We start from the raw sequence: 25,451 nt of genomic DNA, 5'->3' as shown, positions 1-25,451 counted from the left end.
CATATGGATTTTAAACTACATTCACAATATAAACCAACAGGCGACCAGCCTCAGGCAATAGCGGACTTGGTTCGCGGCTTCAAGGAGGGCAATCAGGTCCAGACCCTCTTGGGTGTTACTGGCTCTGGAAAGACCTTTACCATGGCTAATGTAATAGAGCAGCTTAACAAGCCTACGCTTATTATTGCCCATAACAAGACCTTGGCCGGCCAGCTATACTCAGAGTTCAAAGAATTCTTCCCAGAGAACGCAGTAGAGTACTTTGTCTCTTACTACGATTACTATCAGCCAGAGGCTTATGTACCTAGTACTGACACCTATATAGCAAAGGATTCTTCCATCAATGACGAAATTGATAAGCTTCGTCTGTCAGCTACGGCCTCTTTGTCAGAGAGACGAGATGTTATCATTGTTTCCTCAGTATCATGCATTTATGGTATTGGTGAGCCAGATGATTTCCAAAACATGATGGTCAGCCTACGTCCTGGAGACATCAAGGATAGGGATGAGGTTATACATGAGCTGATTAACATTCAATACATGCGCAACGACATGGATTTTGACCGTGGTACCTTTAGAGTCAGAGGTGACGTACTTGAGGTTATCCCTGCTGTTACAAAGGACTATGCTATCCGCATCGAATTCTTTGGAGATGAAATCGACAGGATTTGCGAGACCGACATTATGACAGGTCAGGTAAAAAGAGAGCTTGAGCATGTTGCTATTTTCCCTGCTAGCCACTATGTTATCCCTCAGGACAAAATCAATGCAGCCTGCGCTAGTATCGAGGCAGAGCTTGATGAGCGCATCAAATACTTCAAATCAGAGGACAAATTAATCGAGGCTCAGCGAATAGGGGAGCGTACTAATTTCGATATAGAGATGCTTCGTGAGACAGGCTTCTGTTCCGGCATTGAAAATTACAGTAGGCATATGACCAACCAACAGCCAGGTGAGCCGCCTAAATGTCTCATAGACTATTTTGGTGACGACTTTTTGATTATTGTCGATGAGAGTCATATTACATTACCTCAGATTAGAGGTATGTTTGCCGGTGACCAGGCCCGCAAGCGCACACTTGTAGAGTACGGCTTTAGACTGCCATCTGCCCTTGATAATAGACCTCTTAATTTCGGTGAATTTGAGTTCAAAATCGACCAGATTATGTTCGTTTCAGCTACCCCTGGCGATTACGAAGAAGAGCACGAGATGCTTCGTACAGAGCAGGTTATCAGACCTACAGGACTGCTTGATCCTGAGGTTGAGGTACGCCCTGTTGAGGGACAAATCGACGACTTATACAACGAAATCAAAAAGGAAACAGCAAAGAAGAACAAAGTTATGATTACTACGTTAACCAAGCGTATGGCTGAGGATTTGACCGATTACCTAGCCGAGCTTGGCGTGCGAGTTAAATACATGCACTCGGATATCGACACCATGGAACGAGCAGAAATCATCCGAGATCTTAGACTTGATGTATTTGATGTTCTGGTAGGTATCAACCTTCTCCGTGAGGGTCTAGATATCCCAGAGATTACTCTTGTTGCCATTTTGGATGCTGACAAGGAGGGCTTCCTTCGTTCAGAGCGTTCACTTATTCAGACCATAGGACGTGCTGCTCGTAACTCTGAGGGACACGTTATTATGTACGCTGACACCATGACAGAGTCCATGGAAAAGGCCATTGCCGAGACTGAGCGACGCCGCGAGATTCAGATGGCTTACAACGAGGCAAACGGTATTACACCTACCACCATTCAGAAATCAGTTCGAGAATTGATTTCTATTTCTAAGGATATTGCAAAGAAAGAGCTCCAGTTCAAGAAGGACCCAGAGGAGATGGACAAGCAAGAGCTTGAAAAGCTTATTGCAGATATTCAGAAAAAGATGAAAAAGGCCGCTGCAGAGCTTAACTTCGAAGCTGCAGCAGAGTATCGTGACAAGATGGTAGAGTTGAAAAATATGATGATAAAAATGTCTGAAGAATAATTATCTTGAGACATCTAACAACATGGAATTTGTAAACAAATTCCAAATGCTTGTTAACTTGTGAAACAAGTATTATCTGCAGAGGTATGTAAATGAAAGAAAGAAAATATATAAAAATAAAAGGAGCCAACGAGCACAATCTTAAAAATATCAGCATTGATATTCCTCGTGATGAATTTGTTGTTCTCACAGGCTTATCAGGTTCTGGTAAATCTTCATTGGCTTTTGACACTATATTTGCAGAGGGACAGAGACGCTACATGGAGTCTCTATCTTCCTATGCCCGTCAGTTCTTAGGCCAAATGGAAAAGCCTAATGTTGAGCACATGGAAGGCATGCCACCCGCTATTTCCATTGACCAAAAGAGTACTAACCACAACCCACGTTCTACAGTTGGTACTGTCACAGAGATTTATGATTACATGCGTCTACTTTACGCTAGATGCGGTATACCACATTGCCCTAATTGCGGCAAACCAATCAGTAAGCAGACAGTTGACCAGATGGTTGATGCCATCATGACTCTACCAGAGCGTACCAAAATCCAGCTTTTAGCTCCTGTAGTTAGAGGTCGAAAGGGTACTCATGAAAAGCTTTTTGAAAAGGCTAAAAAGTCTGGTTATGTTCGTGTAAATGTTGATGGTAATGTTTACGACTTATCAGAGGAAATAAAGCTTGATAAAAATATCAAACACAACATTGAGATTGTGGTTGATAGACTTGTAATAAAAGAGGGTATAGAAAAGCGTCTTACAGATTCCATTGAGAATGTACTAAAGCTTGCAGACGGCCTTATGATTGTTGATGTAATCGATGGAGAACCAATTAGATTTTCTGAGGGCTTCTCCTGCCCAGATTGCGGTATCAGCATTGATGAGGTAGAGCCTCGTAGCTTCTCCTTCAACAATCCATTTGGTGCATGTCCTGAGTGCTTTGGACTTGGCTACAAAATGGAATTTGATGAGGATCTTATGATTCCTGACAAGAGCCTATCCTTCAATGAGGGAGCAGTGCAGGTTATTGGTTGGCAATCCTCTAACAAATCTTCAAGCTTTGCCCATGCCCTTCTTGAGGCTTTGTCAGAAGAATACGGATTCTCACTTGATACACCTTACAAGGATCTGCCAGAGAATATTCGTCACATGTTTATTCATGGCTTTGACAAATCAGTTGATGTTCACTATCAGGGACAGCGAGGCAGAGGAGTGTATCCTACCGTTTTCGAAGGCTTGATTGAAAATGTTAATCGTCGCTACAAAGAAACCTTCTCAGAGAATCAGAAGAAAGAGTACGAGGAATTTATGTTTTATAGTGACTGCCCATGCTGCCATGGACAGCGTCTAAAAAAGGAATCCCTTGCTGTTACAATCTCAGACAAAAATATATTTGAGATGACCCAGTACCCAGTTCATGAGCTTTACGATTTAATCGACAATCTCGAGCTTACAGAGCAACAGAAAAAAATTGGTGCTGTTGTCCTAAAAGAAATTAGAAACAGACTTAAATTTATGGTAGATGTAGGACTTGATTACCTTACACTTAGCCGTGCAACAGCTACACTTTCAGGTGGTGAGGCTCAGCGAATTCGTCTTGCCACCCAGATTGGTTCTGGACTTGTTGGCGTTGCCTACATCTTAGATGAGCCATCTATTGGACTTCATCAAAAGGATAACGACAAGTTATTAGCATCACTCAAGGGCCTTCGAGACCTTGGAAATACACTAATAGTTGTAGAACACGATGCAGATACCATGAAGGCCGCAGACTATCTTGTGGATATCGGCCCTCGTGCAGGCAAGGATGGTGGAGAGGTCATTGCTGCAGGTACTCCTCAGGAAATTATGGACAATCCAAATTCCATCACAGGCCAATATCTTAGTGGTAAACTCTGCATTCCTGTTCCAAAGGAGCGCAGACAGCCAAACGGATGGCTTACCATAAAGGGTGCCAGAGAGCACAACCTTAAAAACATAGATGTTGACATACCACTTGGCATCATGACAGTAGTCACAGGTGTTTCAGGCTCTGGAAAGAGTTCTCTTGTTAATGAGATTCTCTACAAGGATTTAGCAAAACGACTGAATCGTGCCCGTAAGATTTCAGGAAAGCACGATGACATCCTTGGTGTCGAGGCTCTTGATAAAGTAATCGATATCGACCAATCACCAATTGGACGTACACCACGTTCAAATCCAGCCACCTACACAGGCGTATTCGACCTAATACGTGACTTATTTGCAGGCACAACTGAGGCAAAGGAGCGTGGCTACAACAAGGGACGCTTCTCCTTCAACGTAAAGGGCGGACGCTGCGAAGCATGCTCTGGTGACGGTATCATCAAAATTGAGATGCACTTCCTTCCAGATGTTTATGTTCCTTGCGAAGTATGCGGTGGCAAGCGCTACAACCGCGAGACACTAGAAGTCCACTACAAGGGCAAAACAATCTACGACGTCCTTGATATGACCGTAGAAGAAGCAGTAGAATTCTTCAAAAACGTGCCTAGCATAGCCAACAAAATCCAATGCCTCTATGACGTAGGTCTTGGCTACATAAAGCTTGGCCAGCCATCCACCACACTATCAGGTGGCGAGGCCCAGCGTATCAAGCTTGCTACAGAGCTTTCACGTCGTGCCACAGGCAAGACCATCTACATCCTTGACGAGCCAACTACAGGACTCCACTTCGACGACGTAAACAAGCTTGTAGAAATCATGCGCAAGCTCTCAGACTCTGGCAACACCGTAGTAGTAATCGAACACAACCTTGACGTAATCAAGTGTGCCGACTACATCATCGATATGGGCCCTGACGGCGGCGACCGCGGCGGCACCGTCATCGCAAAGGGAACGCCAGAAGAAATCGTCAAAGTCAAGAAAAGCTACACCGGTCAATACCTGAAAGACTATCTTAAATAATTCACTTTAACGGCTTCCACCACCTTGGAGGCCGTTATTTTATGGCCCAGCCCCTTATTAGCCCCGCCCACCCCGGCCCGCCACGCTCCCTAGGCACCTTTGTAACACATCGCAAGAATATCTTGTTTTCCAAATATGCAAAGACTCGCATCTTTTATTGGCATGTGTCTTTCTCATGTCTGGACAATTTTGCAAAAAGTATTTTATGGGCGGACACAAATAACTAAACTAGGTACAACTCAGGCTCAGGGGGAATTGGGTGATTTGGGAGTGCGCTTAGAAAATTAAAAGCAGGATTATCAATATATTGGCATGCGCCGCTAGGACGGCGGCGCAAGTGCGACACGCGACACGATGTCGTATAAAGCACGGTGCCAATATATGATAATCCTGCTTTTTAAATTTTCTTAGCAAACGTACTATGAACCCAATTCCCCCTTGAGACCTGAGTTGTACCAATTTATATAAACCAAAATGTCCGCCCAATAAAAATACAATTTGCAAAATGGTTCATCCATAGAAAGACACATGCGGGATGCTCCCTTTTGCATATTGGAAAACTACGATATTCGCGAAATTGTGTTACAAAGGTGCCTAGGGAGCCTGGCGGGCAGAGGTGGGCGGGGCCACAGAAAAAGTGGGCAAAAAATAACGGCCCTTGAAGTAAAGAGCCGTTAAAGTGAATTATTAAGATTAGTCTACTGTGACGGTGTAGCTGTAGTCGACGAGGTTGGCTGTGAGCTTTGCGTGACGTCCGCCGTTTTCCCAAGCGAGTACCAAGGTGTTGCCGTCGGCACTTGCTTCTAAGTTTGATTCGAATCCGAAGGCTGGGTGTGTGTTGCGTAAGCGTAAGAGTTCAAGCTGCTTTTGAACTACTTCTTTGCCGAGGGCCTCTTCAATCATTTCTGGTGAGAGGTTTGTACGGTTGATTTCCTTGTGACCGCCAACACCTGCACGCTTAACAGCCTCGTAATCATTCTTGCCAGCGAATAAATCCAAATACCAAATTTGTGGCTTGCCAGGCATGAACATCTGGATGGCACGAGCAAGAAGCATCTTCTTGTCGTCTTCACCAAGAGCGCTGTAGTAGGTTGCGTTTACTTGGTAGTACATGTTCTTTGCGCCGTGTAAGTCTTTTACATAACCACCGCGACCAACGATGATATCAATTAATTTCTGAATTTCCTCTTCTGGTAGCATTCCTTTAAGGTCAAGGAGTGGAATACCATCGTGGCAGCCGAGCATATTTACTACACGAATCTTCTTTTCAATAAGCTCCTTTGCCCAGTTAACAAGCAATGTAGGATCCTTTTCTTCCAAGGTGTAGATAAGAAGTCCTGGAAGGAAGAAGTCGTATGTCATGTAACCCTTTGAAGCGATTGTCTCGTAAGTTCCTTCGCCGTATGTGGCATGAATCTCAGGTAGTAGTGAGAGACCGTATTCGCTAGCTAATCCGTTGACTCTTTCTAAAACGTCCCATGTGTCAGGCTCATTAAGGAAATTCTTCTTGCCTGGCTCCTTTGGAGCGTATGCAAATGCGTCTAGTCTAACGATTTTAGCACCATACTCTGAAAGAGTTTTAAGAGTGTTTCTGTAGTGCTCCCAAACCAAATCAGACTTGATATTTAAATCCATCTGGCCAAGGTAGCGGCGTGTAGACTCAAGGTAGTTTACGATTGCTTCCTTGTGCTGCTCAAATCCGCTGAAATCAATGTCAGAAGGTGTTTTGCCTTCATCCAAAGCTTGGCAGATTCTGCTAGCAAGGGTATTTGCTGATGTGTAAGAAATATCAGTGATATCCATCAAATCCATTCCATCAGGACGCTTGTAGCGTACTTCCTGATAGAATGTGTTCCAATATGGTACGTCTTTGCCATCAGGCATGCGAACCATAAGGATTGGGAGGCCAGGCTTTCTAAAGAACATATCCTTGATATATTTCTGATCAGGCTGGATGTATCCTCCCTCAGTCATTTCTCCATAACCTTCCCAGAACTTGTTCCAGTTGATGAAGAAATCCTTGTATATAGAATTCTCCCCGTTTTTAATAAGGTCCTGGAACTGTGGTGAGAGAACAGAAGCGTGATTTAAAATAAAATCAAGCTTCAAATCAATACCCAACTCTCCTAAAGCTGCGATATCATCAGCAGAACCAAGCTCCTTATTGATTCCGTAATCAAATACGGAAAAGCCCCTGTCCAAATCCGTATTGTAAATGCTAGGTAGTATATAAAAAGACTGGAATACGTCTTTGAACTCAGGTTTCTGAAGGACTTTAATAATGTCCGAAAGTTTTGTACCCATGCTATCTGGATATGCATTAAGCATAGGTCCGTTGTCTGTTCTTGTGTTACTCATTTTTACTCCTTTTGATTTAACCCATTAACTTTTCAAATGTATTGTAATCAATAAGCTCCCCAGACTTTGTGATAATAATTTTAGCCTTGTGAGCCTGTGCCTTAAGCTTGTCCTGCTCAATGTTGAGAACAAGCATAGTGAAAGGACTGTCTAATTTACCGTCTCTGTTGCGAGAACGTCTATGCTCTAATGTCTCCTCAGGTGTGCTGTTGAGAAGAATAGGAATATTAACGTTTGAAAGATAATCGCTATTTCCGTGAGTCCACTCAAGGATAAGTACTGATGTGTTTGACATGTCAACCTCGTCGTACCAAAGAGTTGATTCGTCACGGCCCATTCTCTTTAAGTAAAGCTTGTCAGCACCATTTAAGAAAGCAGATAAGATGCTGTCTACTTCTGCAAAATCAATCTCGTTTGTTGTTCCAAGATAATTTGTAAGAGCTGTTTTTCCAGCCTCAAGATAATATTTGAACCAATCATATTCATTAATGTGAGCCTGGTTAGCATCATCCTCAGCCTTCTGGAGCTCAGAAATCTTTGCAAATACCTCTTTATCAGCAATGCCAGCCTTTGCAAGACCGCGCATACCGCCCTGACGGAAGGTATGAAGTCTCTCAGCGTCATTATACATAGGGATTCTATGTGGGTAGTTGTCGCCTGACATTGTGTAGCTGTTGATTCCAGAAGATGTAAGCATATAAGAAAGAATCGAAGCAATCTCGCTCTTTCCTACACCTGAACCACCACAAACGCAAATAACTGCACGGCCGAACTTGTTAGAAGAAGTAGCTTTCTTTAATTCCTCAACAAGTGCTGGATAAATAGTACGTGCCTTTGCAATGTGAGACTCACCAATTTCAATTTTGTCTCCTGGCATATCTCCGTGTGGGATATCAGCTGGTATATTAAGCCCTTCAACGTTAGCAATTGAAGCTGTTAACTTCTCGTTGATTGAAGCGTCCTTTTCAATAGTGTTAAATTTTGAATTCATTTTTCTTTCCCTTCTCTCTACATTATGAAATATTACCAAAAATCACTTACAAAAACTGTGAAATAGCGCAATATTGACTCCTTATGCGCATAAGTGATATCATGTTTTCACAATACAATACAATTTATTTTTTGTAAAGAGGTTTTTCAAAATGATAACCATCAAGGAAATTGCGAAACATTTAAATATGTCCACAACGACGGTTTCTAACGTTATTCACGGAAAAGATAGTGAAGTATCAGAAGAAACCAGACGTCGTGTTCAGGAATTCCTCAAAGAAGTAGACTATGTTCCAAATATTAATGCCAGAAATCTTGCTCAGAATGAGTCAAAGATTATCGGTCTGGCTCTTAAGGCTAGAGTAGATAAATATGAGAATCTTATCACAGATCCATTCGTAGCAGAGCTTATCGGTGGCATTGAGGAAACTATTAGAAATGCCGGATATTTCATGATGATTTATATCTCTAGAGATACAGAGAAAATCATGCGTCATGTTTCTACATGGAATGTAGATGGTCTTATTCTTTTTGGAATGCTAGATGATGATGGAATCAGAGTTAGTACAAAATATAAAAAGCCAATTGTATGTATAGACACCTACAGTATGGAGGGTCTCAAACACTTTACCAATGTAGGCCTGGATGATGAAAAGGGTACTTATGACATGGTAAATTACATCATTTCCTGTGGTCATAAGCGTATTGCCTTTTTATCAGATAATACAAAAGGCGTTGATTTAGCTCGTTTAAATGGATATAAAAAAGCTTTAGAAGAGGCTGGCATCGAATATTCTGAAAAGGATTTCCTTAAGATACGACCAGCCAGCGCTGAAATCGAGAAGAGCTTGGATGAAATATGCCACAGAGCCCTTGATTATACAGCGATTATGTGTGTTTCAGATTTGTATGCGGTGACATTAATGTCAGCCCTTACAGATAGAGGAATTAGGGTTCCAGAGGGAATCTCAGTAGCAGGATTTGATGACAATATGATGGGACAGCTCTACAGACCTGCCCTTACAACAGTTCATCAGGATGTCAAAAAGAAGGGCATCATTGCAGCTGAGACTTTACTCAAGCAATTGCGGGGTGAACAAACTGATCATCAGATAACACTCCCAACAAGCCTAGTAATAAGAGATACTGTCACAAAGCCTAGAAAATCAAGCTTTTTCAGGGGTTAACAAATTTTAGAAAAAGGGGTTGACCTCAAAATCTAGTTGTGATATATATTACTTATAGCAAACTTATGCGCAAAAGTTGACTAGGGAATCCAAAGCGACTTGTGCAATATGCACAAAAATAACTGCATATTTTTTACATATGCAACATGTATTACGGAGGGAAAAGAATGAGAAAGAAATTACTTTCAATGCTTCTCGTTGGCGCTATGGCAAGCAGCTTCGTTGCTTGTGGACAGCCAAACACAGCAAACACAGAATCAGGAAATGCTAGTTCAGGAGATGGCACAGCTACTTCATCAGTTACACTTTTAAATGGTAAGCCTGAGATTGATGCTCAGCTTCAGGATTTAGCAGCTCTTTACAAAGAGGAGACAGGAAATGAACTTATTGTTCAGACAATAGGTGGTGATACAAACGCTTCTGATGAGCTTAAGAAGATGAAGGCAGCTGGTAACATGCCAGATATCTTCGTTATCGAAGCAAACCAGGCTAGCTCATGGGACGGCTTATTGGCAGACCTTGCAGGCGAGTCTTGGACAGATAAGACAGAGTTCGAGCTTGTTGATGATTCAATGGGTACAATCGGATTCCCTTACACAGTAGAGGCTACAGCACTTGGATACAATGCAGATGTTCTTACAGCAGCAGGTATTGATCCTTCAACACTTACAAGCCCAGCAGCTTACAAAGAGGCTTTTGAGACTCTTGATAGCAAGAAGGATGAGCTTGGACTTAAGGCAGTACTTGGTTGGTGCGCAGAGCCATCTAACCTTGGATGGTCTTCAGGAACACACGTATTTGCACAGTACCTTGATGCAGGACTTGCTGCTGATGATACTACATATATTGATTTACTTAATGATGGCGGTCAGGTTGACCACGACAGAATGCTTGCATTCGCAGAGTTCGTTGGCATGATGAACCAGTACTCAGATCCAGACCTTCTTGTTGATGGCACATATGATGAGCAGGTAGCTGGCTTCAAGGCAGGCGAGTATGCATTCATCACACAGGGTAACTGGTGTGTAACATCACCTGATGATGTTGATTTTGAATGTGGATTTGCTCCTTATGCATTTGAGGATGGCATTGATACAATCATCGCTGGACCACCAAGCTACTGGGTAGCATACTCTGAGGGTAACGTTGATGGCGCAAAGGCATTCTTTGATTGGTGCGCAGGCGACTCTGCACAGAATATTCTTGTAAACGATGCAGGTCTTGTTTCTCCATTTGATGATTGCCAGTACGAAGCTGTTAACCCATTCTACTCAAGCATGAAGTCATACATTGATGCTGGTAAGTTCTCTGGATGGCACACAATGCTCAAGAAGGATGGTCTTCAGAACCAGACATGTCAGGTATTTGCTGATTATGCTCAGGGCAAGCTTGACGCAGAAAGCTTCACAACAACTATGGAGCAGGTAATCGCTGATTACTACGCAAACTAATATTTAGAGTTAGCTTTGGGGCAGAGCTTAAGCACTGCCCCTTTTTTACTAAGTAGGATAGGGCTGTATTAATTCCTTCTTACGTAATAGGAATAAAGTCGTTAGGGAGAGAAAGGAGATTTGTTATGGGTGAGTTCTCCGCCAAAAGAAAGATTTTTTCCTTTGGAACAATGATAATTGGTATTGCCTTGATGGTTGCGGGATTGTTTATGGCAATAACACTTACAGATTTCTTAGGAATAAGAGGTGAGTTGATAATTGCAGGTTGCATTTTGTTTTTTGTAGGTTTGTATTTCTTCCCTACATTAAAACATCACAGGGGCATAATTAACTTTATGTTTTTATTCCCATTACTGTTTGCATTTGTTGTAACAGTTATTTTCCCATTATTTATTGGTATCGGATATTCATTCACTGATTGGGACGGTATCACAGTAAATAAGGGTGTTGGATTTGGAAACTATCAGAGAATGTTTGGCGAAGCACAGTTTATGTGGTCAGTATTAATAACATTCTTGTTTGTAATAATAAATATTATTCTTGTAAATTTAGTTGCCTTTTTGCTTGCTTTACTTTGCACATCAAAGCTTAAAGGACTTGGATTTTTCAGAGCTGCATACTTCGTACCAAACCTTATCGGTGGTATCGTATTAGGTTACATTTGGCAGTTCATTTTCTCAAAGGTTATCACTGAGATTTTAAATTCACAGGCATCTATGCTTGTTGAGACAAAGACAGCATTTATCGGAATTGTTATGGTATATGTATGGCAGTATGCTGGATATATCATGTTGATTTACATCACAGGACTTAATACAGTTCCTGGCGATATTATAGAAGCTTCATCGATTGATGGTGCCAATGCATTACAGACTCTTTTCAAAATTAAGATTCCTATGATTGCACCAACAATTACAATTTGTACATTCCTTACACTTACTAGTGCATTCAAGCAGTTCGATGTTAACTTGTCATTAACAAATGGTACAGGCTCAGTCACATTCATGGGCAAATACCTTTCAAAAGGTACATCAATGCTTGCACACAACATTTATGAAACAGCTTTTGTAAATAATGAGTACGCTTATGGCGAAGCTAAAGCTGTATTCTTCTTCATAGTACTTGCAATAGTTTCTATTATTCAGGTACGTGTATCAAATAAGAGGGAGGTAGAATTATAATGAAAATTAAAGAGAAGACCTCCAAAGTAGTTGCAAAAATGGTAGTAGCAATAATCATTGCAATATATGTATTGTTCCCATTTTTCTTAGTTGTTGTTAACTGCTGTAAGACAACAGATGATATTACTGCAAATCCAATTGGATTTAATGGTGTATCATTCAGCAATTTCATTCAGAACCTAACAGATGTAATAAACAATACTCACTTCCAGTTCTGGCCAGCATTCTTTACATCAGTAGTTGTAACAGTGCTTTCATTAGTATTGCTTGCTTTATTTGGTGCAATGGCAGCATGGGTTATCTGCCGTAACAAAACAAAATGGTCAGCAGTAATTTACTTTACATTTATTGCATCTATGATTATTCCTTTCCAGGTAGTTATGTTACCTCTTATATCTTCATTTAAAGATGTAGGAAATTTCATTGGTATTCCAATGATTCAGTCAATACCAGGTCTTGTATTTGCATACCTTGGTTTCGGCGGTGCAATGACAGTATTCATTTTAAATGGTTTTATCAAGGGTATTCCTATGGAACTTGAGGAAGCAGCATCAATCGATGGATGTTCTCCAGAGCAGACATTCTTCATTGTTATCTTCCCATTATTAAAACCAGTAATCACAACTATTACTATTCTTAATGGTATGTGGATTTGGAACGATTACCTACTTCCATCAATCCTTCTACAGCAGAACGGACCAGTTAAGACACTTCCTGTTGCTGTGCAGGCATTCGTAGGTTCATATGTAAAACAGTGGAACTTAATCCTTGGAGCTGCATTCCTTGCAATTATTCCAATCCTTATCTTATTCTTCTTTGCACAGAAGCAGATTATGGACGGAATGATCGAAGGTGCGGTAAAAGGATAAAAAAATTAAAATATTTTTTAAATCTTCACTTAACCATCACATAGGGAAGTTATATTACTACATGTACTAGCGGAAAGCTAATACCAAATTTTTCATAACTCAGCGACCAAGGGTAACTTTGGTCGCACTCCCCGACTCTTACGCCGGTGCATTAGATGTGCACCGGCGATTTTATTTTATGCCAAAATTTTTTAGAAAATCGAGGAAAATTTAGTCATATATAAAGAGGGCTATGTGGCTAAAAGGGCTTGAATATTGGGCATTATCGTTTATAATAGAAAAAGTGAAAATGCATAATTCTGTCCAATTGGGCAGTTAAATATTCTAGCTTCAGTAAAAGAAAGGAACAATAAAATGGCAGGATCAGATATCGGAATCGATTTAGGTACAGCGAGTATTCTTGTTTACGTTAAGGGCAAGGGCGTTGTTTTAAAAGAGCCTTCAGTAGTGGCTTTTGATAGAGATACTAATAAAATTAAGGCAATTGGTGAGGAGGCACGTCTTATGATTGGACGTACTCCTGGTAATATTGTGGCGGTTCGTCCACTTCGTCAGGGTGTTATCTCTGATTACACAATCACTGAGAAAATGATTAAATACTTCGTACAGAAGGCTATGGGCAAAAAGAGCTATCGCAAGCCTCGTATTTCAGTTTGCGTTCCTTCTGGTGCTACAGAAGTAGAAAAGCGTGCTGTTGAGGATGCAGCTTTCGCAGCTGGAGCTCGTGAGGTTTCTATCATTGAGGAGCCAATCGCAGCAGCTATCGGTGCTGGCATCGATATTTCCCTTCCTATGGGTAATATGATTGTAGATATCGGTGGTGGTACAGCTGATATCGCAGTTATTTCACTTGGTAGCTCAGTAGTCAGCACATCTATCAAGATGGCTGGTGATGATTTTGACGAGGCCATCGTTCGTTACATGAGAAAGAAGCACAATCTTCTTATCGGTGAGCGTACAGCCGAGGATATCAAAATCAAAATTGGTCGTTGCTTCCCACTTGGTGAGGCAGAGACTATGGATGTTAGAGGTCGTAACCTTGTTTCAGGTCTTCCAAAGACAATCACTGTTTCTTCTGAGGAGACAGAGGAGGCTCTCAAGGAGTCTACTATGATGATTGTTGAGGCTATTCACTCTGTACTTGAGAAGACTCCACCTGAGCTTGCAGCTGACGTTGCTGACAGAGGAATCGTTCTTACTGGTGGTGGTGCGCTTCTTCGTGGTCTTGAGGAGCTTATCGAGGACCGTACAGGCATCAACACAATGACAGCTGACGAGGCTATGACATGCGTAGCTATCGGTACAGGACGTTATGTAGAGCTTCTTGCAGGAGACTAATACTATTCGGGGGCAGATTATGAAAAGACCTAAAATCTGGGCTCACAGGGGAGCCAGCGGATATTTGCCAGAGAATACGATTGTAGCTTTTGAGCGAGCTATACAGCTTGGTGCTGATGGCATCGAACTAGATATCCACAAGACTGCGGACAATCAGATCGTGGTTATCCATGACGAGAAAATCAATCGTACATCAAACGGCAGAGGCAAGGTTAAAAGCTACACCTTAGAGGAGCTTCGTAGATACAATTACAACGCTACTCAAAGGGGCTGCGAGCATGCAGATATTCCTACCATGGGACAGGTCTTTGAACTAATTCAGCCTACTAATTTAACAATCAATATAGAATTAAAAAATGGTGTTGAGTTTTATGAGGATTTAGAAGCAGACATTCTCAAAATGACAAAAGAATACGAAATGCTCGATAGAGTCATTTTTTCATCCTTTAATCATTACAGCATCATGAAAATAAAAGAGCTAGAGCCTAAGGCAGCCACTGGATTTTTATATTCAGACGGCCCCCTTGATATGCCAGATTATGGCAGACGTCATGGCGTAGATGCATTGCATCCAGCTTTTTACAATCTTAAATATCCAGGCTTTGTTGAGGAAGCCCATGAAGTAGGCTTAGCCATAAATACATGGACAGTCAACACACAGGACAATCTTCACAAGGCATGCAAACTGGGAGTAGATGGCATCATAACGAATTTCCCAGATCTAGCCAAAGAAATAGTAGATACCTATTCTTGGGATAAATAAACAGATACAAGGATTCATCTTCGGATGGATCCTTTTTTTATAGAAAATTTTTCATTTAGGGGTTAATTATAGATTCTGAATACCGATACAGACTATGGATACTATTAATCATTAAAATGCTTGGGGGAAAATCCATGGTTAAAGGACTTTATACAGCTTTTACAGGAATGGTTAATGAGCAGAAGAGACTTGAGGTTATGACAAACAACCTTGCAAACTCGGCTACTACAGGTTACAAAAAGGAAGCCATGGTTGCGCAAGCCTTTGATGAGAGATTAGCAATAAAAATTAAGGATACATCAGCTCTTATGAATCGACCTGAGGGAATCGGATATATTTCACTTGGAGCAAAGATAGGTGAAACCTATACGAACTGGGATCAGGGAGCATTCCAAATTACAGATAAGCCTTCAGATGTAGCAATTGGCGGACGAGGCTTTTTCGCAATATCTTTTACTAATAGAGATGGGGAAAACTCTATTATGTATACCCGTGATGGTTCATTTGTAGTTGATAGCGATGGATACTTGAGAACCTCTGATGGTGATTATGTATTGAATCAAGAGGGAGCGTTGAACTCACAATCCACCGAAGACTACTACGTACAAATCGATCCTAGTCTTCCATATGCAATCGCAGCAGATGGCACGATTTCTCAGGATGGAGAAGAGGTTGACACAATAGGACTTATTGATATAGCCAATTACGATTATATAAATAAATACGGCGAGAACATGTACACTTTAATCGATGGTGGTGAAATCATCGAAAGTGAAGCCATTTTAGAGCAAGGCACATTAGAGGCATCCAATGTAAATGTAGTGGACGAAATGGTTTCCATGATTCAGATAGCTAGGGCCTACGAAGCAGGCCAAAAGATAATCCAAACCGAGGATCAAACCCTTGATAAAACCGTAAATACAGTCGGCTCGGTATAATCGTAACAAGCAATCCACAGGAGGTAAAAGCTTATGATGCGCTCACTTTGGTCAGCAGCCACAGGAATGAAAGGTCAACAGGTTTCAGTTGATACGATTGCAAACAATTTGGCCAATGTAAATACAACAGGATATAAATCTCAAAGCACACAGTTCAAAACATTGTTGTATCAAACAATGGAATCAACAAGCACCAATGGTCAGGGCGAGACAAAGCCAACAAGTGCACAGGTTGGACTGGGCACTAGAGTAGCTTCAATAAATGCAAACTTTGCACAGGGCGCAACTCTTGCAAATGAGAGCCCTACCGCAATGGCCATCGTAGGCGACGGTTTCTTCGCAGTACAGGATGGAGAGGAAACACATTACACTAGAAACGGAAACTTCGGCTGGGCATTAGATTCAGCTGGAAATAAGGTTCTTACCACAGCTGAAGGCTATCAGGTATTAGATCAGACAGGAAAGCCAATCACTATTCCAAAGGAAATTGAAAGTGGTTTTACTGTAAATCCTGATGATGGCTCTATTTCATACAGAAATGCTCAGGGTACTTATACAAATACAGGTCAGACCATAGCACTTTATCAATTTACTAACAGAGTAGGACTTAACAAAATAGGTGAAAACTTATATGATGAAACTGTAGCATCCGGTGAACCAATGGGTGAGTGGAATACAGCAGGTGTTATTCGAAGCGAAATAATGCAAAACTACCTTGAAGGTTCAAATGTTAATGTAGCAGATGAGATGGTTAATCTGATTATTTCTCAGAGAGCTTATGAAATGAATTCAAAGGCTATTACTACTTCAGACACAATGTTGGAGCAGGCTAATAACCTTAAGAGATAGTAAATAGTAGGTGTAGAATTTTCATTATTGCGGATTTGGAAATTCAAGTTCACTAAGGGGGATGGGAAAATGGATGTAACAACAATGAACACGTATTTGCAGTCGCAATACGCAAATGCAGCTAAGCAGGCTGCCGAGGAAACCACAAAGTCAATAGGAAAAATCACCGCGGATTCCAGCAAAGAAGAAGTTACTGAAGCCGTAAAAAGCTTCGAAACCTACATGATGGAGCAAGTCCTTAAGCAAATGAAGGAATCCTTCGTAGACGAAAACGACGAAGAAGAGGACAACAGCATTTCCATGTACAAAGACTTCTTCATGGACAAAATGTACTCCGAAATGGCTTCGCAAATCGTCGACCAAGTAGGTGACAATATCACCGAAGACTTCGTAGACCAGATTATGCGCAACTACGGTATCACAGGTACTACGAACCTTCCATTAGAGGATATAAGCCCAGATGACGCCTCAGTTTCCGAGGACATTGCCAAAGAAAACACAAACACCGTCACCGGGGTCCTGGCATAAGCGTCCACACCCGGTTATAGTATAATGACCAAGCCCCTTTACGCCCCTGTGGCACCAAGGGTAATGCAAACAATTTTGCGAATATTATAGTTTTCCAATATGCAAAAAGGGAGCATCTCGCATGTGTCTTTCTATGGATGAACTATTTTGAAAAGTGTTTTCCTGCTAGGTGGACACTTTGGATTCATTAACTGTGCATCTCAGAACTCAGGGGACTTGGGCTCATATTACGTTTGCTAAGAAAATTTAAAAAACAGGATTATCATATATTGGCACCGTGCTTTATACGACATCGTGTCGCGTGTCGCACTTGCGCCGCCATCCTAGCGGCGCATGCCAATATATTGATAATCCTGTTTTTAATTTTCTAAGCGCACTCCAAAATCGCGCCAAGTTCCCCTGAGTCTGAAATGCACAATTATTTAAAGGATTTGTGTGTCCACCTATGGAAAACAGCTTTTCAAAATTGTACAGACATGAGAAAGACACATGCTAATTAAAGATGCGACACTTTGCATATATGGAAAACATAATATTCTTGCAAAGTTTGCATTACCCTCGGTGCCACAGGGGCGTAAAGGGGCTTGGTCAAATCTTGTTGAGAAGGTGTGGACCACTTATGCCATGGCCCGGTGGCGGGTTTGTTTTTTTGTGGGCGGGAATGTGTTATTATAGTCCACATGGAAGAAATAACAGGATACGTAGAGAATATAATATTTAGGAATGAGGATAATGGATATACGGTTTTAGAGTTTGCGGTGGATGAGTTCCTTATTACTGCGGTGGGAGTTTTCCCTGCTATTGGTGAGGGAGAGAATCTCTTGCTTAGAGGAGAGTATATGGATCATCCGTCTTACGGTAGACAGTTTAAGGCTAGTAGCTATGAGGCAGTGACTCCGACAGATGAGCTGTCCATGGAGCGTTATTTGGGCTCAGGAGCTATTAGGGGAATTGGTCCTAAGCTGGCGGCTAGAATCGTAAAGAAGTTTGGGGCGGATACCTTTAGGATTATTGAGGAAGAGCCGGAGCGCTTGGCAGAGGTTAAGGGAATTTCCATGAATAAGGCTATGGAGATTTCTGATCAGATTGTAGGTGCTAAGGATATTAGAAATGCGATGATTTTCCTTGATAGATATGGCCTACATGGGAATACCGCTATTAAGATATATAATCGATTTGGAAATGACATTTATAGTGTTATTCAGAGTAATCCTTATCGCTTGGCGGACGAGGTTTCAGGTATTGGCTTCAAGACTGCTGATGAGATTGCTACACAGGTGGGAATAAAGGTCGACTCTGAATTTAGGATTAAGGGCGGAATACAGTTTATTCTCAGCCAGGGAGCTGGCATGGGGCATACTTATTTGCCAATTGAAACCCTGGCTTCTATGGCAGTTGATTTGCTGAAGGTTCCTGCAGAGGCAGTGGAAGCTCAGATAATGAACCTTGCCATGGAACGCAAAATTATTATTAAGACTGTAGGCGAGGAAAAGCAGGTTTATTCTAGAATCTTCTATAGAATGGAAGAGTCTATTGCGGGTATGCTGGACCAGCTAAATGTTACCTATAAAGTAGACAAGGCTGACCTTGAAAAGGTTATTCGTCGAATTGAAAAGGATGAAGAGGTGGAGCTGGATGATTTGCAGAAAAATGCAGTTATCTCCGCTGCCGAAAAGGGCTTGTTTGTGCTTACTGGTGGCCCTGGTACAGGTAAAACCACTACCATAACAACCATGATTCATCTTTTCGAAGAGGAAGGATACGAGATATTCTTGGCGGCTCCTACGGGACGTGCAGCCAAAAGAATGACTGAGGCCACAGGCTATGAAGCAAGGACTATCCATAGAATGCTAGAGGTGGCAGGAAGAATCAGCGATGATGAGGATTCCAGTGCTCTGGCAAAATTTGACCGTAACGAGGATAATCCCCTTGAGTGTGATGTCATTATAATTGATGAAATGTCCATGGTAGATGTTACCTTGATGTATTCTCTGCTAAAGGCTATTTCACCGGGAACGAGATTGATATTGGTTGGTGATGTTAATCAGCTGCCTAGCGTAGGTCCTGGAAATGTGCTGAAGGATATATTGGCATCTGGTCGATTTTCATCAGTAACCCTTGAAAAAATATTCCGACAGGCTCAGGAAAGTGACATTGTTATGAATGCCCATAAAATTCACCAGGGACAGCATGTGGTGTTGGATAATAAATCAAAGGATTTCTTCTTTTTAAAGAGAAGTGATGCAGACACCATCATCAGTGTCATGCTTACTCTTGTAAAAGAAAAAATGCCAAAGTATGTAGATGCTGGCATTAGTGATATACAGGTAATTACCCCAACTAGAAAAGGATTGCTTGGGGTTGAGCGATTAAATATAATATTGCAGCGTTATCTTAACCCTGAAGCACCTGAAAAAAAGGAATGGAGAGGCGATACCAGAATACTCCGCGAGGGTGATAAGGTAATGCAGATTCGTAACAATTACCAGTTGGATTGGGAGGTTACGGGAAATTACAATATTGCTATTGAAAAGGGCGTAGGAGTTTTTAATGGTGATGTTGGAATAATTAAGGATATTAACGATTGGGCAAAAAATATTACGGTGGAATTTGAAGAGGGGCGCAAAGTTGTCTACCCATTTGCAAATCTTGATGAGCTGGAGCTTGCATATGCTATCACCGTACATAAATCACAGGGCTCTGAATACCCAGCTGTCGTTATGCCTATTGCAGAAGGCCCTAAAATGTTAATGAATAGAAATATATTGTATACAGCTATTACCAGGGCAAAAAAATGCGTCACCATGGTAGGCGACGCAGATGTTTTCTATTCGATGGTTGATAATATATCTCAAGCTAAACGTTACTCAGGACTTAGAGCTCGTATAGAAGAGTGTATTACAGAATAGATTTAATGAAAATATTATTATAAGCGCTGTCGGCGAGATTGATGATTTCGCCGTTGTCCAGCTGAATTACAGGTCGTGAAAGGCTACTCTTATTGATGTAGACTACGCGGCCTGTTTTTGCATTATTAAGCATTACGCGGCTGTTGTTGTATGCATTGGCAATGCGCTCCAAGAAGGTCAAAATGTATTTAGTACGGTATTTGTGTAGGCCTTCCTTTTCAAATTGACTAATTACCTGGAAGGAACAAAGAGGCTCGCGATGGGCTCTGGCTGAAGTCATAGCATCATAAACATCAGCAATGGCGATAACACAAGCAAAATCGTCAATCTCATCATCCATAAGTCCACGTGGATAGCCACTGCCATCGCTTCTTTCGTGATGCTGCAATGTGGCAGCTAATATATTAGAATCAAAGCCTTTGCCGTTAAGAATCTTTTTGCCAAGTAAAGGATGCGATTTCATCGTTTCGAATTCATCATCAGTATATTTACCAGGCTTATTAAGAATAGACTCTGGAATCTCAGTCTTGCCAATATCGTGTAGTAATCCAGCCAAAATCAGATCGTTCAAGGCATCCTTTGGCCACTTCAACCATTTGCCAATTGCACGGGCAATAAGAGCAACATTAAGTGAATGGGAATAAATGGGATCCTCAAGATTTCGCATATTTCCAATCATATCAAGCAGTTCAAGAGATGTCTTTGAAATAAACAAAGACTCACAATTTTCTAGCATATCTCGGGTGCATGAAGCATCACCACCATTTTTTATTGCTTCTATATTTTTTTTAAGACTAGTGATATTAAGAGCATAATCTGTTTGGAATTTTTGGAATGATGGAGATGCCTTTAATCTCTGAGTATAGGTAATTTGGTCACTAACTCTAGAAGTAGATTCCTTAGGTGTTGCCTTAGGTTCCTGGCTAGGAGCAGGTTCCTCAGCAACAGGTATTTCTTCAGGCGCCTCTTCCTCTTCAATACTAACGGATTCAATTCTATAGAAAGTAAGCTTAGCAATAAGCTGGTTTGAGAGCTTTTCACCGGCCTTCGCAATAACCTGTCCACGTTTTGTAAGAATAGGCTCTGCTACAACCATCCCAGCTTCAAGCTTATCTGTTGTAAGTGTCTGCATAATACAATCCTTTCTAGTTTTACTTAATTAAATTATATGCTTTGTGAAAAGGAAATACAATTGAAGTAATTGTGTACAACAGTGCGCAGGTTCCTTGATTAGTGGTTAAAAAAAGAGGATTATTTCGAAATGGTGTATATTTTTTGAAAACTATTAAGACTCTATTGATAACAAAGCATAAAGGGATTATACTAGTATAACCGAAAAATAGGTTTCGGTGGATAATTTAATAGAAAGAGAGTCACAAAATGGAAAAGTTACTTTTTACTTCAGAGTCAGTAACAGAAGGCCATCCAGATAAGGTATGTGATGCCATATCGGACGCCATCCTTGATGCTTGCTTAGCTGAAGACCCAATGAGTAGAGTAGCTTGTGAGACTGCTTCATGTACAGGCTTCGTTCTTGTTACAGGCGAGATCACAACAAAGGCTCAGCTCGACGTTCCAGCTATTGTTCGCAAGACTCTTCTTGAAATCGGCTACGACGATGGAAAGAAAGGCATCGATGGAAACTCTTGCGCTGTTATGGTCGCTCTTGATCAACAATCCGCAGACATTGCTATGGGTGTTGACAAGGCTCTTGAGGCAAAGGAAGGCTCACTTGCAGATGATTTAGATACAGGTGCAGGTGACCAGGGCATGATGTTCGGTTTCGCCACAAACGAGACAGAAGAGCTTATGCCATACCCAATTTCTCTTGCTCATAGACTTGCTCTTCAGCTTGCCAATGTCCGCAAGGATGGTACACTTTCGTACCTCAGACCAGATGGAAAGACACAGGTCTCTGTAGAGTATGACGAGGCTGGAAAGCCACTTAGACTTGAAGCTGTAGTTTTATCTACACAGCATGATGAGGATGTTACTCAGGAACAGATTCACGCAGACATTAAGAAATATGTCTTCGACCCAGTCCTTCCACAGGACATGATTGATGAGAAAACTAAGTTCTACATCAATCCAACAGGCCGCTTTGTAATTGGTGGCCCACACGGTGACGCAGGTCTTACAGGACGTAAAATCATCGTTGATACTTACGGCGGATATGCTCGTCACGGCGGAGGTGCATTCTCAGGTAAGGATTGCACAAAAGTTGACCGTTCAGGCGCTTATGCAGCCCGCTACGTTGCAAAGAATATCGTTGCAGCAGGACTTGCAGACAAGTGCGAGATTCAGCTTTCATACGCAATCGGTGTTGCTGAGCCTACATCAGTAATGGTAGACACATTTGGCACAGGAAAGCTTTCAGATGAAAAAATTATCGAAATCGTTCGTGAGAACTTCGATCTTCGTCCAGCAGGAATCATCAAAATGCTTGACCTTCGTAGACCAATCTACCGTCCAACAGCTGCTTACGGACACTTCGGACGTACAGATGTTGAGCTTCCTTGGGAGCAGACAAACAAGGCAGAAGTATTAAAGAAATATCTTTAAGAAATTCAATATGCTATAATTAAGGCAGTCCTTTAAGGGCTGCCTTTTTATGATGAGGTGTAGATATGAAACTAAAAAATAGACTTATAATTTCTTTTTTTATAATAACAATTGTACCGGTAATGCTTTTTAGTGCTCTTATGATTGCCATGAAGGGATTCATCCGACAGGCTACTGAGGAGCAGCTGATTTCTAACGAGATTTTCCATTCCTTTAAGGATTATATGGATGAAACTGGAAAGTTTGATGAGTTAATAATGAACTTTTGTGTAGCTGAGTTTATTATTTTACTTTTAACAGCAGTTGTTATGGTTGCATGGATTTATCGAGGCATTGCACCTCAATTAAAAATTCTTAAAAATGCAGCTAATAATATAAAAGAAGGAAATTTGGATTTTTCAGTTGCTAGCAACGGCACAGATGAAATGTCTGAAGTGTGCAATGCCTTTGAAGACATGCGTATTCGACTTATAAATAACGCCAAGGATAGACTGGAGGATGAGGCAGAGCAGCGAGCACTTATTTCAAATATTGCCCACGATTTAAAGACGCCAATTACTGCAATTAAGGGTTATTCTGAGGGAATGCTTGATGGTGTAGCCGATACCCCTGAAAAGCAGGAAAAATATATTAGGACCATTTACAACAAGGCCAATGAAATGAATACTCTTATAAATGAATTGACCTTGTATTCAAATATTGATACAAACAAGATTCCTTACAATTTCCAAAAGCTAAACCTTAGCTCATATTTTTCTGATTGTATCGAAGAGCTTGGAATGGATTTGGAAAATCAGCATATACGCTTAGATTATTCTAATTTTGTTGATCCAGATGTTCAGATTATTGCGGACCCAGAGCAATTGGGCAGGATAATACACAATATTGTCAGCAACTCTGTTAAATACATGAGGGCTGATGTGCCATCAAGAATAGCCATTACAGTCAAGGACGTAGGAGACTTTGTTCAGATTGAGATGGCAGATAATGGAAAGGGTATAGCGACAAAGGATTTACCTTACGTATTCGATAGATTTTATCGTGCGGATACCTCTAGAAATTCTGCAGCAGGTGGCAGCGGAATCGGTCTTTCTATCGTCAAAAAAATCGTAGAAGACCACGGTGGCAAAATTTGGGTTACAAGTAAAGAAAACGAAGGAACTACCATGTACTTTGTTATTAGAAAATATTTAGGAGGCCTTTCATGAGCAGAATACTGATAATTGAAGATGAAGAAGCTATTGCAGAATTAGAAAAGGACTATTTGGAGCTCTCTAACTTCGAGGTAGACATCGAAGGTGACGGTGAGAAAGGTCTTCAAAAGGCACTAGCAGGAAATTACGACATGTTTATCTTGGACCTTATGCTTCCGGGAATTGATGGATTTGAGCTTTGCAAGAGAATTCGTGAGGTAAAGGATGTGCCTATTCTTATGGTTACAGCCAAAAAGGAAGAGATTGATAAAATCCGTGGCCTTGGATTAGGTGCAGATGATTATATTACAAAGCCATTTTCCCCAAGCGAATTGGTAGCAAGAGTTAAGGCTCATTTGGCTAGATATGAGAGACTTGTCCAGTCTCCAGCAATCCAGAAAAATGAAATTAGCATAAGAGGACTTCGTATAGACAAGGCCAGCCGTAGAGTATGGATTAACGGCGAGGAAAAGGTCTTTACTGCAAAGGAATTTGATCTTTTAACATTTTTAGCAGAAAATCCAAATGTTATTTATTCCAAGGAGCAATTGTTTGAAACTCTTTGGGGCGAGGAGTCTATTGGAGACATCTCCACAGTAACAGTACACGTAAACAAAATCCGTGAGAAAATTGAATTAAACACTTCGAAGCCACAGTACATTGAGACAATTTGGGGTGTAGGATATCGCTTTAAGGTATAGTTAAAAAGTGATAAAATAGTATACATAAAATAAGCTTGAGGGGGCTAATGTATGAAAATTCTATACGAGGACGATAGTATTATCGTATGCTATAAACCAGCAGGAGTGGCAACCCAGACCAAAAACATCGGAGAGCAGGATATGGTTAGCTTGCTTAACAATCATTTGGCTGAAAAAGGTGAAAAGCCATCTATACATGTTGTACATAGATTGGACCAACCAGTTGAAGGTGTTATGGTTTTTGCAAAGAGTTCCGAGGCAGCAAACAAGCTAACAAAGGAAATCACAGATCACACCTTCAAGAAAAATTATTATGCAATTATTAATCGAGAAGCTTTTCCAAACGAGGGAGAGCTAGTTGATTATTTGGTAAAGGACAATAGAACAAATCTTTCCAAAGTAGTAAAAGAGAACGATCCTAGAGCTAAAAAGGCGGTTCTTAGATACAGAGTCGTAGAGGAATGGGACGATAGAAAGCTTCTTGATATTGATTTATTTACAGGTAGACACCATCAAATCCGAATTCAGTTGGCTAGTAGGACAGCGCCAATTGTAGGTGACGTGAAATATGGCGGAGTTTCCACAGGGCATTTCCTTGCTTTATGCTCACATCACATTGGTTTTATTCATCCTACAACAGGTGAAAAAATGGGATTTGATATCAAGCCTCAAGGAGAAGATTTTAGAGACAGCAAAGTGGCAAATTAGCTAAGATGGGGGTTTT

General features: G+C 41.2%; 19 protein-coding genes. 16 read left to right on the top strand and 3 right to left on the bottom strand.

Going from position 1 to position 25,451, the window contains the following annotated elements; genetic code table 11:
• Positions 1 to 3: 3 nt before the first annotated feature.
• Complete coding sequence (uvrB, locus tag E7276_RS05560; RefSeq protein WP_294214769.1) at positions 4 to 1,992, top strand: excinuclease ABC subunit UvrB; 1,989 nt, start codon at positions 4 to 6, stop codon at positions 1,990 to 1,992.
• 92 nt (positions 1,993 to 2,084) lie between these two features.
• Positions 2,085 to 4,910, top strand: coding sequence for an excinuclease ABC subunit UvrA (uvrA, locus tag E7276_RS05555; protein ID WP_294214766.1), 2,826 nt, complete (start codon positions 2,085 to 2,087; stop codon positions 4,908 to 4,910).
• Positions 4,911 to 5,603: 693 nt separating this feature from the next.
• Here uvrA and E7276_RS05550 read toward each other — a convergent pair.
• Positions 5,604 to 7,268 carry a glycosidase gene (locus tag E7276_RS05550; RefSeq protein WP_294214763.1) on the bottom strand — a complete coding sequence of 555 codons (1,665 nt, stop codon included), beginning with the start codon at positions 7,266 to 7,268 and terminating at the stop codon, positions 5,604 to 5,606.
• A 16-nt stretch (positions 7,269 to 7,284) separates the two neighbouring features.
• On the bottom strand, positions 7,285 to 8,259 hold the full coding sequence (locus E7276_RS05545; protein WP_294214761.1) for an adenylyl-sulfate kinase: 975 nt from the start codon (positions 8,257 to 8,259) through the stop codon (positions 7,285 to 7,287).
• 151 nt (positions 8,260 to 8,410) lie between these two features.
• Here E7276_RS05545 and E7276_RS05540 point away from each other — a divergent pair, with 151 nt between their 5' ends.
• The 10 genes from E7276_RS05540 to recD2 all read left to right on the top strand — a co-directional run bounded on the left by E7276_RS05540 (position 8,411) and on the right by recD2 (position 20,271).
• The gene (locus E7276_RS05540; RefSeq protein WP_294214759.1) at positions 8,411 to 9,445 is read left to right on the top strand and encodes a LacI family DNA-binding transcriptional regulator; all 1,035 of its coding nucleotides are present in this window, start codon (positions 8,411 to 8,413) and stop codon (positions 9,443 to 9,445) included.
• A 167-nt stretch (positions 9,446 to 9,612) separates the two neighbouring features.
• Positions 9,613 to 10,896 carry an ABC transporter substrate-binding protein gene (locus E7276_RS05535; RefSeq protein WP_294214758.1) on the top strand — a complete coding sequence of 428 codons (1,284 nt, stop codon included), beginning with the start codon at positions 9,613 to 9,615 and terminating at the stop codon, positions 10,894 to 10,896.
• Between the two features lie 125 nt (positions 10,897 to 11,021).
• Positions 11,022 to 12,077 (top strand): carbohydrate ABC transporter permease, encoded by a 1,056-nt coding sequence (locus tag E7276_RS05530; RefSeq protein WP_294214756.1) that lies wholly within the window; start codon positions 11,022 to 11,024, stop codon positions 12,075 to 12,077.
• Positions 12,077 to 12,946 (top strand): carbohydrate ABC transporter permease, encoded by an 870-nt coding sequence (locus E7276_RS05525; RefSeq protein WP_294214753.1) that lies wholly within the window; start codon positions 12,077 to 12,079, stop codon positions 12,944 to 12,946. The genes E7276_RS05530 and E7276_RS05525 overlap by 1 nt, the downstream gene beginning before the upstream one ends.
• Positions 12,947 to 13,300: 354 nt before the next feature.
• Positions 13,301 to 14,284 (top strand): rod shape-determining protein, encoded by a 984-nt coding sequence (locus tag E7276_RS05520; RefSeq protein WP_294214751.1) that lies wholly within the window; start codon positions 13,301 to 13,303, stop codon positions 14,282 to 14,284.
• A 19-nt stretch (positions 14,285 to 14,303) separates the two neighbouring features.
• The gene (locus E7276_RS05515) at positions 14,304 to 15,047 is read left to right on the top strand and encodes a glycerophosphodiester phosphodiesterase (protein WP_294214749.1); all 744 of its coding nucleotides are present in this window, start codon (positions 14,304 to 14,306) and stop codon (positions 15,045 to 15,047) included.
• A 134-nt stretch (positions 15,048 to 15,181) separates the two neighbouring features.
• On the top strand, positions 15,182 to 15,985 hold the full coding sequence (locus E7276_RS05510; RefSeq protein ID WP_294214748.1) for a flagellar hook-basal body protein: 804 nt from the start codon (positions 15,182 to 15,184) through the stop codon (positions 15,983 to 15,985).
• A 33-nt stretch (positions 15,986 to 16,018) separates the two neighbouring features.
• Positions 16,019 to 16,834: a flagellar hook-basal body protein gene (locus E7276_RS05505; protein ID WP_294214745.1), complete on the top strand. Its 816-nt coding sequence runs from the start codon at positions 16,019 to 16,021 to the stop codon at positions 16,832 to 16,834.
• Between the two features lie 84 nt (positions 16,835 to 16,918).
• Positions 16,919 to 17,362, top strand: a complete 444-nt coding sequence (locus tag E7276_RS05500) for a hypothetical protein (protein WP_294214743.1) — start codon at positions 16,919 to 16,921, stop codon at positions 17,360 to 17,362.
• Between the two features lie 680 nt (positions 17,363 to 18,042).
• Entirely contained in the window at positions 18,043 to 20,271 is a 2,229-nt protein-coding gene (recD2, locus tag E7276_RS05495) for an SF1B family DNA helicase RecD2 (RefSeq protein ID WP_294214741.1), read from the top strand.
• Here recD2 and E7276_RS05490 read toward each other — a convergent pair.
• Entirely contained in the window at positions 20,261 to 21,403 is a 1,143-nt protein-coding gene (locus E7276_RS05490) for an HD-GYP domain-containing protein (RefSeq protein WP_294214738.1), read from the bottom strand. The genes recD2 and E7276_RS05490 overlap by 11 nt on opposite strands.
• Positions 21,404 to 21,651: 248 nt before the next feature.
• Here E7276_RS05490 and metK point away from each other — a divergent pair, with 248 nt between their 5' ends.
• From metK to E7276_RS05470, 4 genes are all read left to right on the top strand, one after another.
• On the top strand, positions 21,652 to 22,833 hold the full coding sequence (metK, locus tag E7276_RS05485) for a methionine adenosyltransferase (RefSeq protein WP_294214736.1): 1,182 nt from the start codon (positions 21,652 to 21,654) through the stop codon (positions 22,831 to 22,833).
• Positions 22,834 to 22,898: 65 nt separating this feature from the next.
• On the top strand, positions 22,899 to 24,041 hold the full coding sequence (locus E7276_RS05480; RefSeq protein WP_294214734.1) for a sensor histidine kinase: 1,143 nt from the start codon (positions 22,899 to 22,901) through the stop codon (positions 24,039 to 24,041).
• Positions 24,038 to 24,727, top strand: coding sequence for a response regulator transcription factor (locus E7276_RS05475; protein ID WP_294214731.1), 690 nt, complete (start codon positions 24,038 to 24,040; stop codon positions 24,725 to 24,727). Before E7276_RS05480 ends, E7276_RS05475 begins: the two co-directional genes overlap by 4 nt.
• A 51-nt stretch (positions 24,728 to 24,778) precedes the next feature.
• A complete protein-coding gene (locus E7276_RS05470) occupies positions 24,779 to 25,435 on the top strand; it encodes an RluA family pseudouridine synthase (protein WP_294214729.1) in 657 nt (218 codons plus the stop codon).
• The last annotated feature ends 16 nt before the right edge of the window (positions 25,436 to 25,451 follow it).

The sequence above is a fragment of the Pseudobutyrivibrio sp. genome, from assembly GCF_015057185.1.
GTDB lineage: Bacteria > Bacillota > Clostridia > Lachnospirales > Lachnospiraceae > Pseudobutyrivibrio.
Note: the sequence above shows the minus strand (reverse complement) of the source record. Positions and strands in the feature narration are given on the sequence as shown.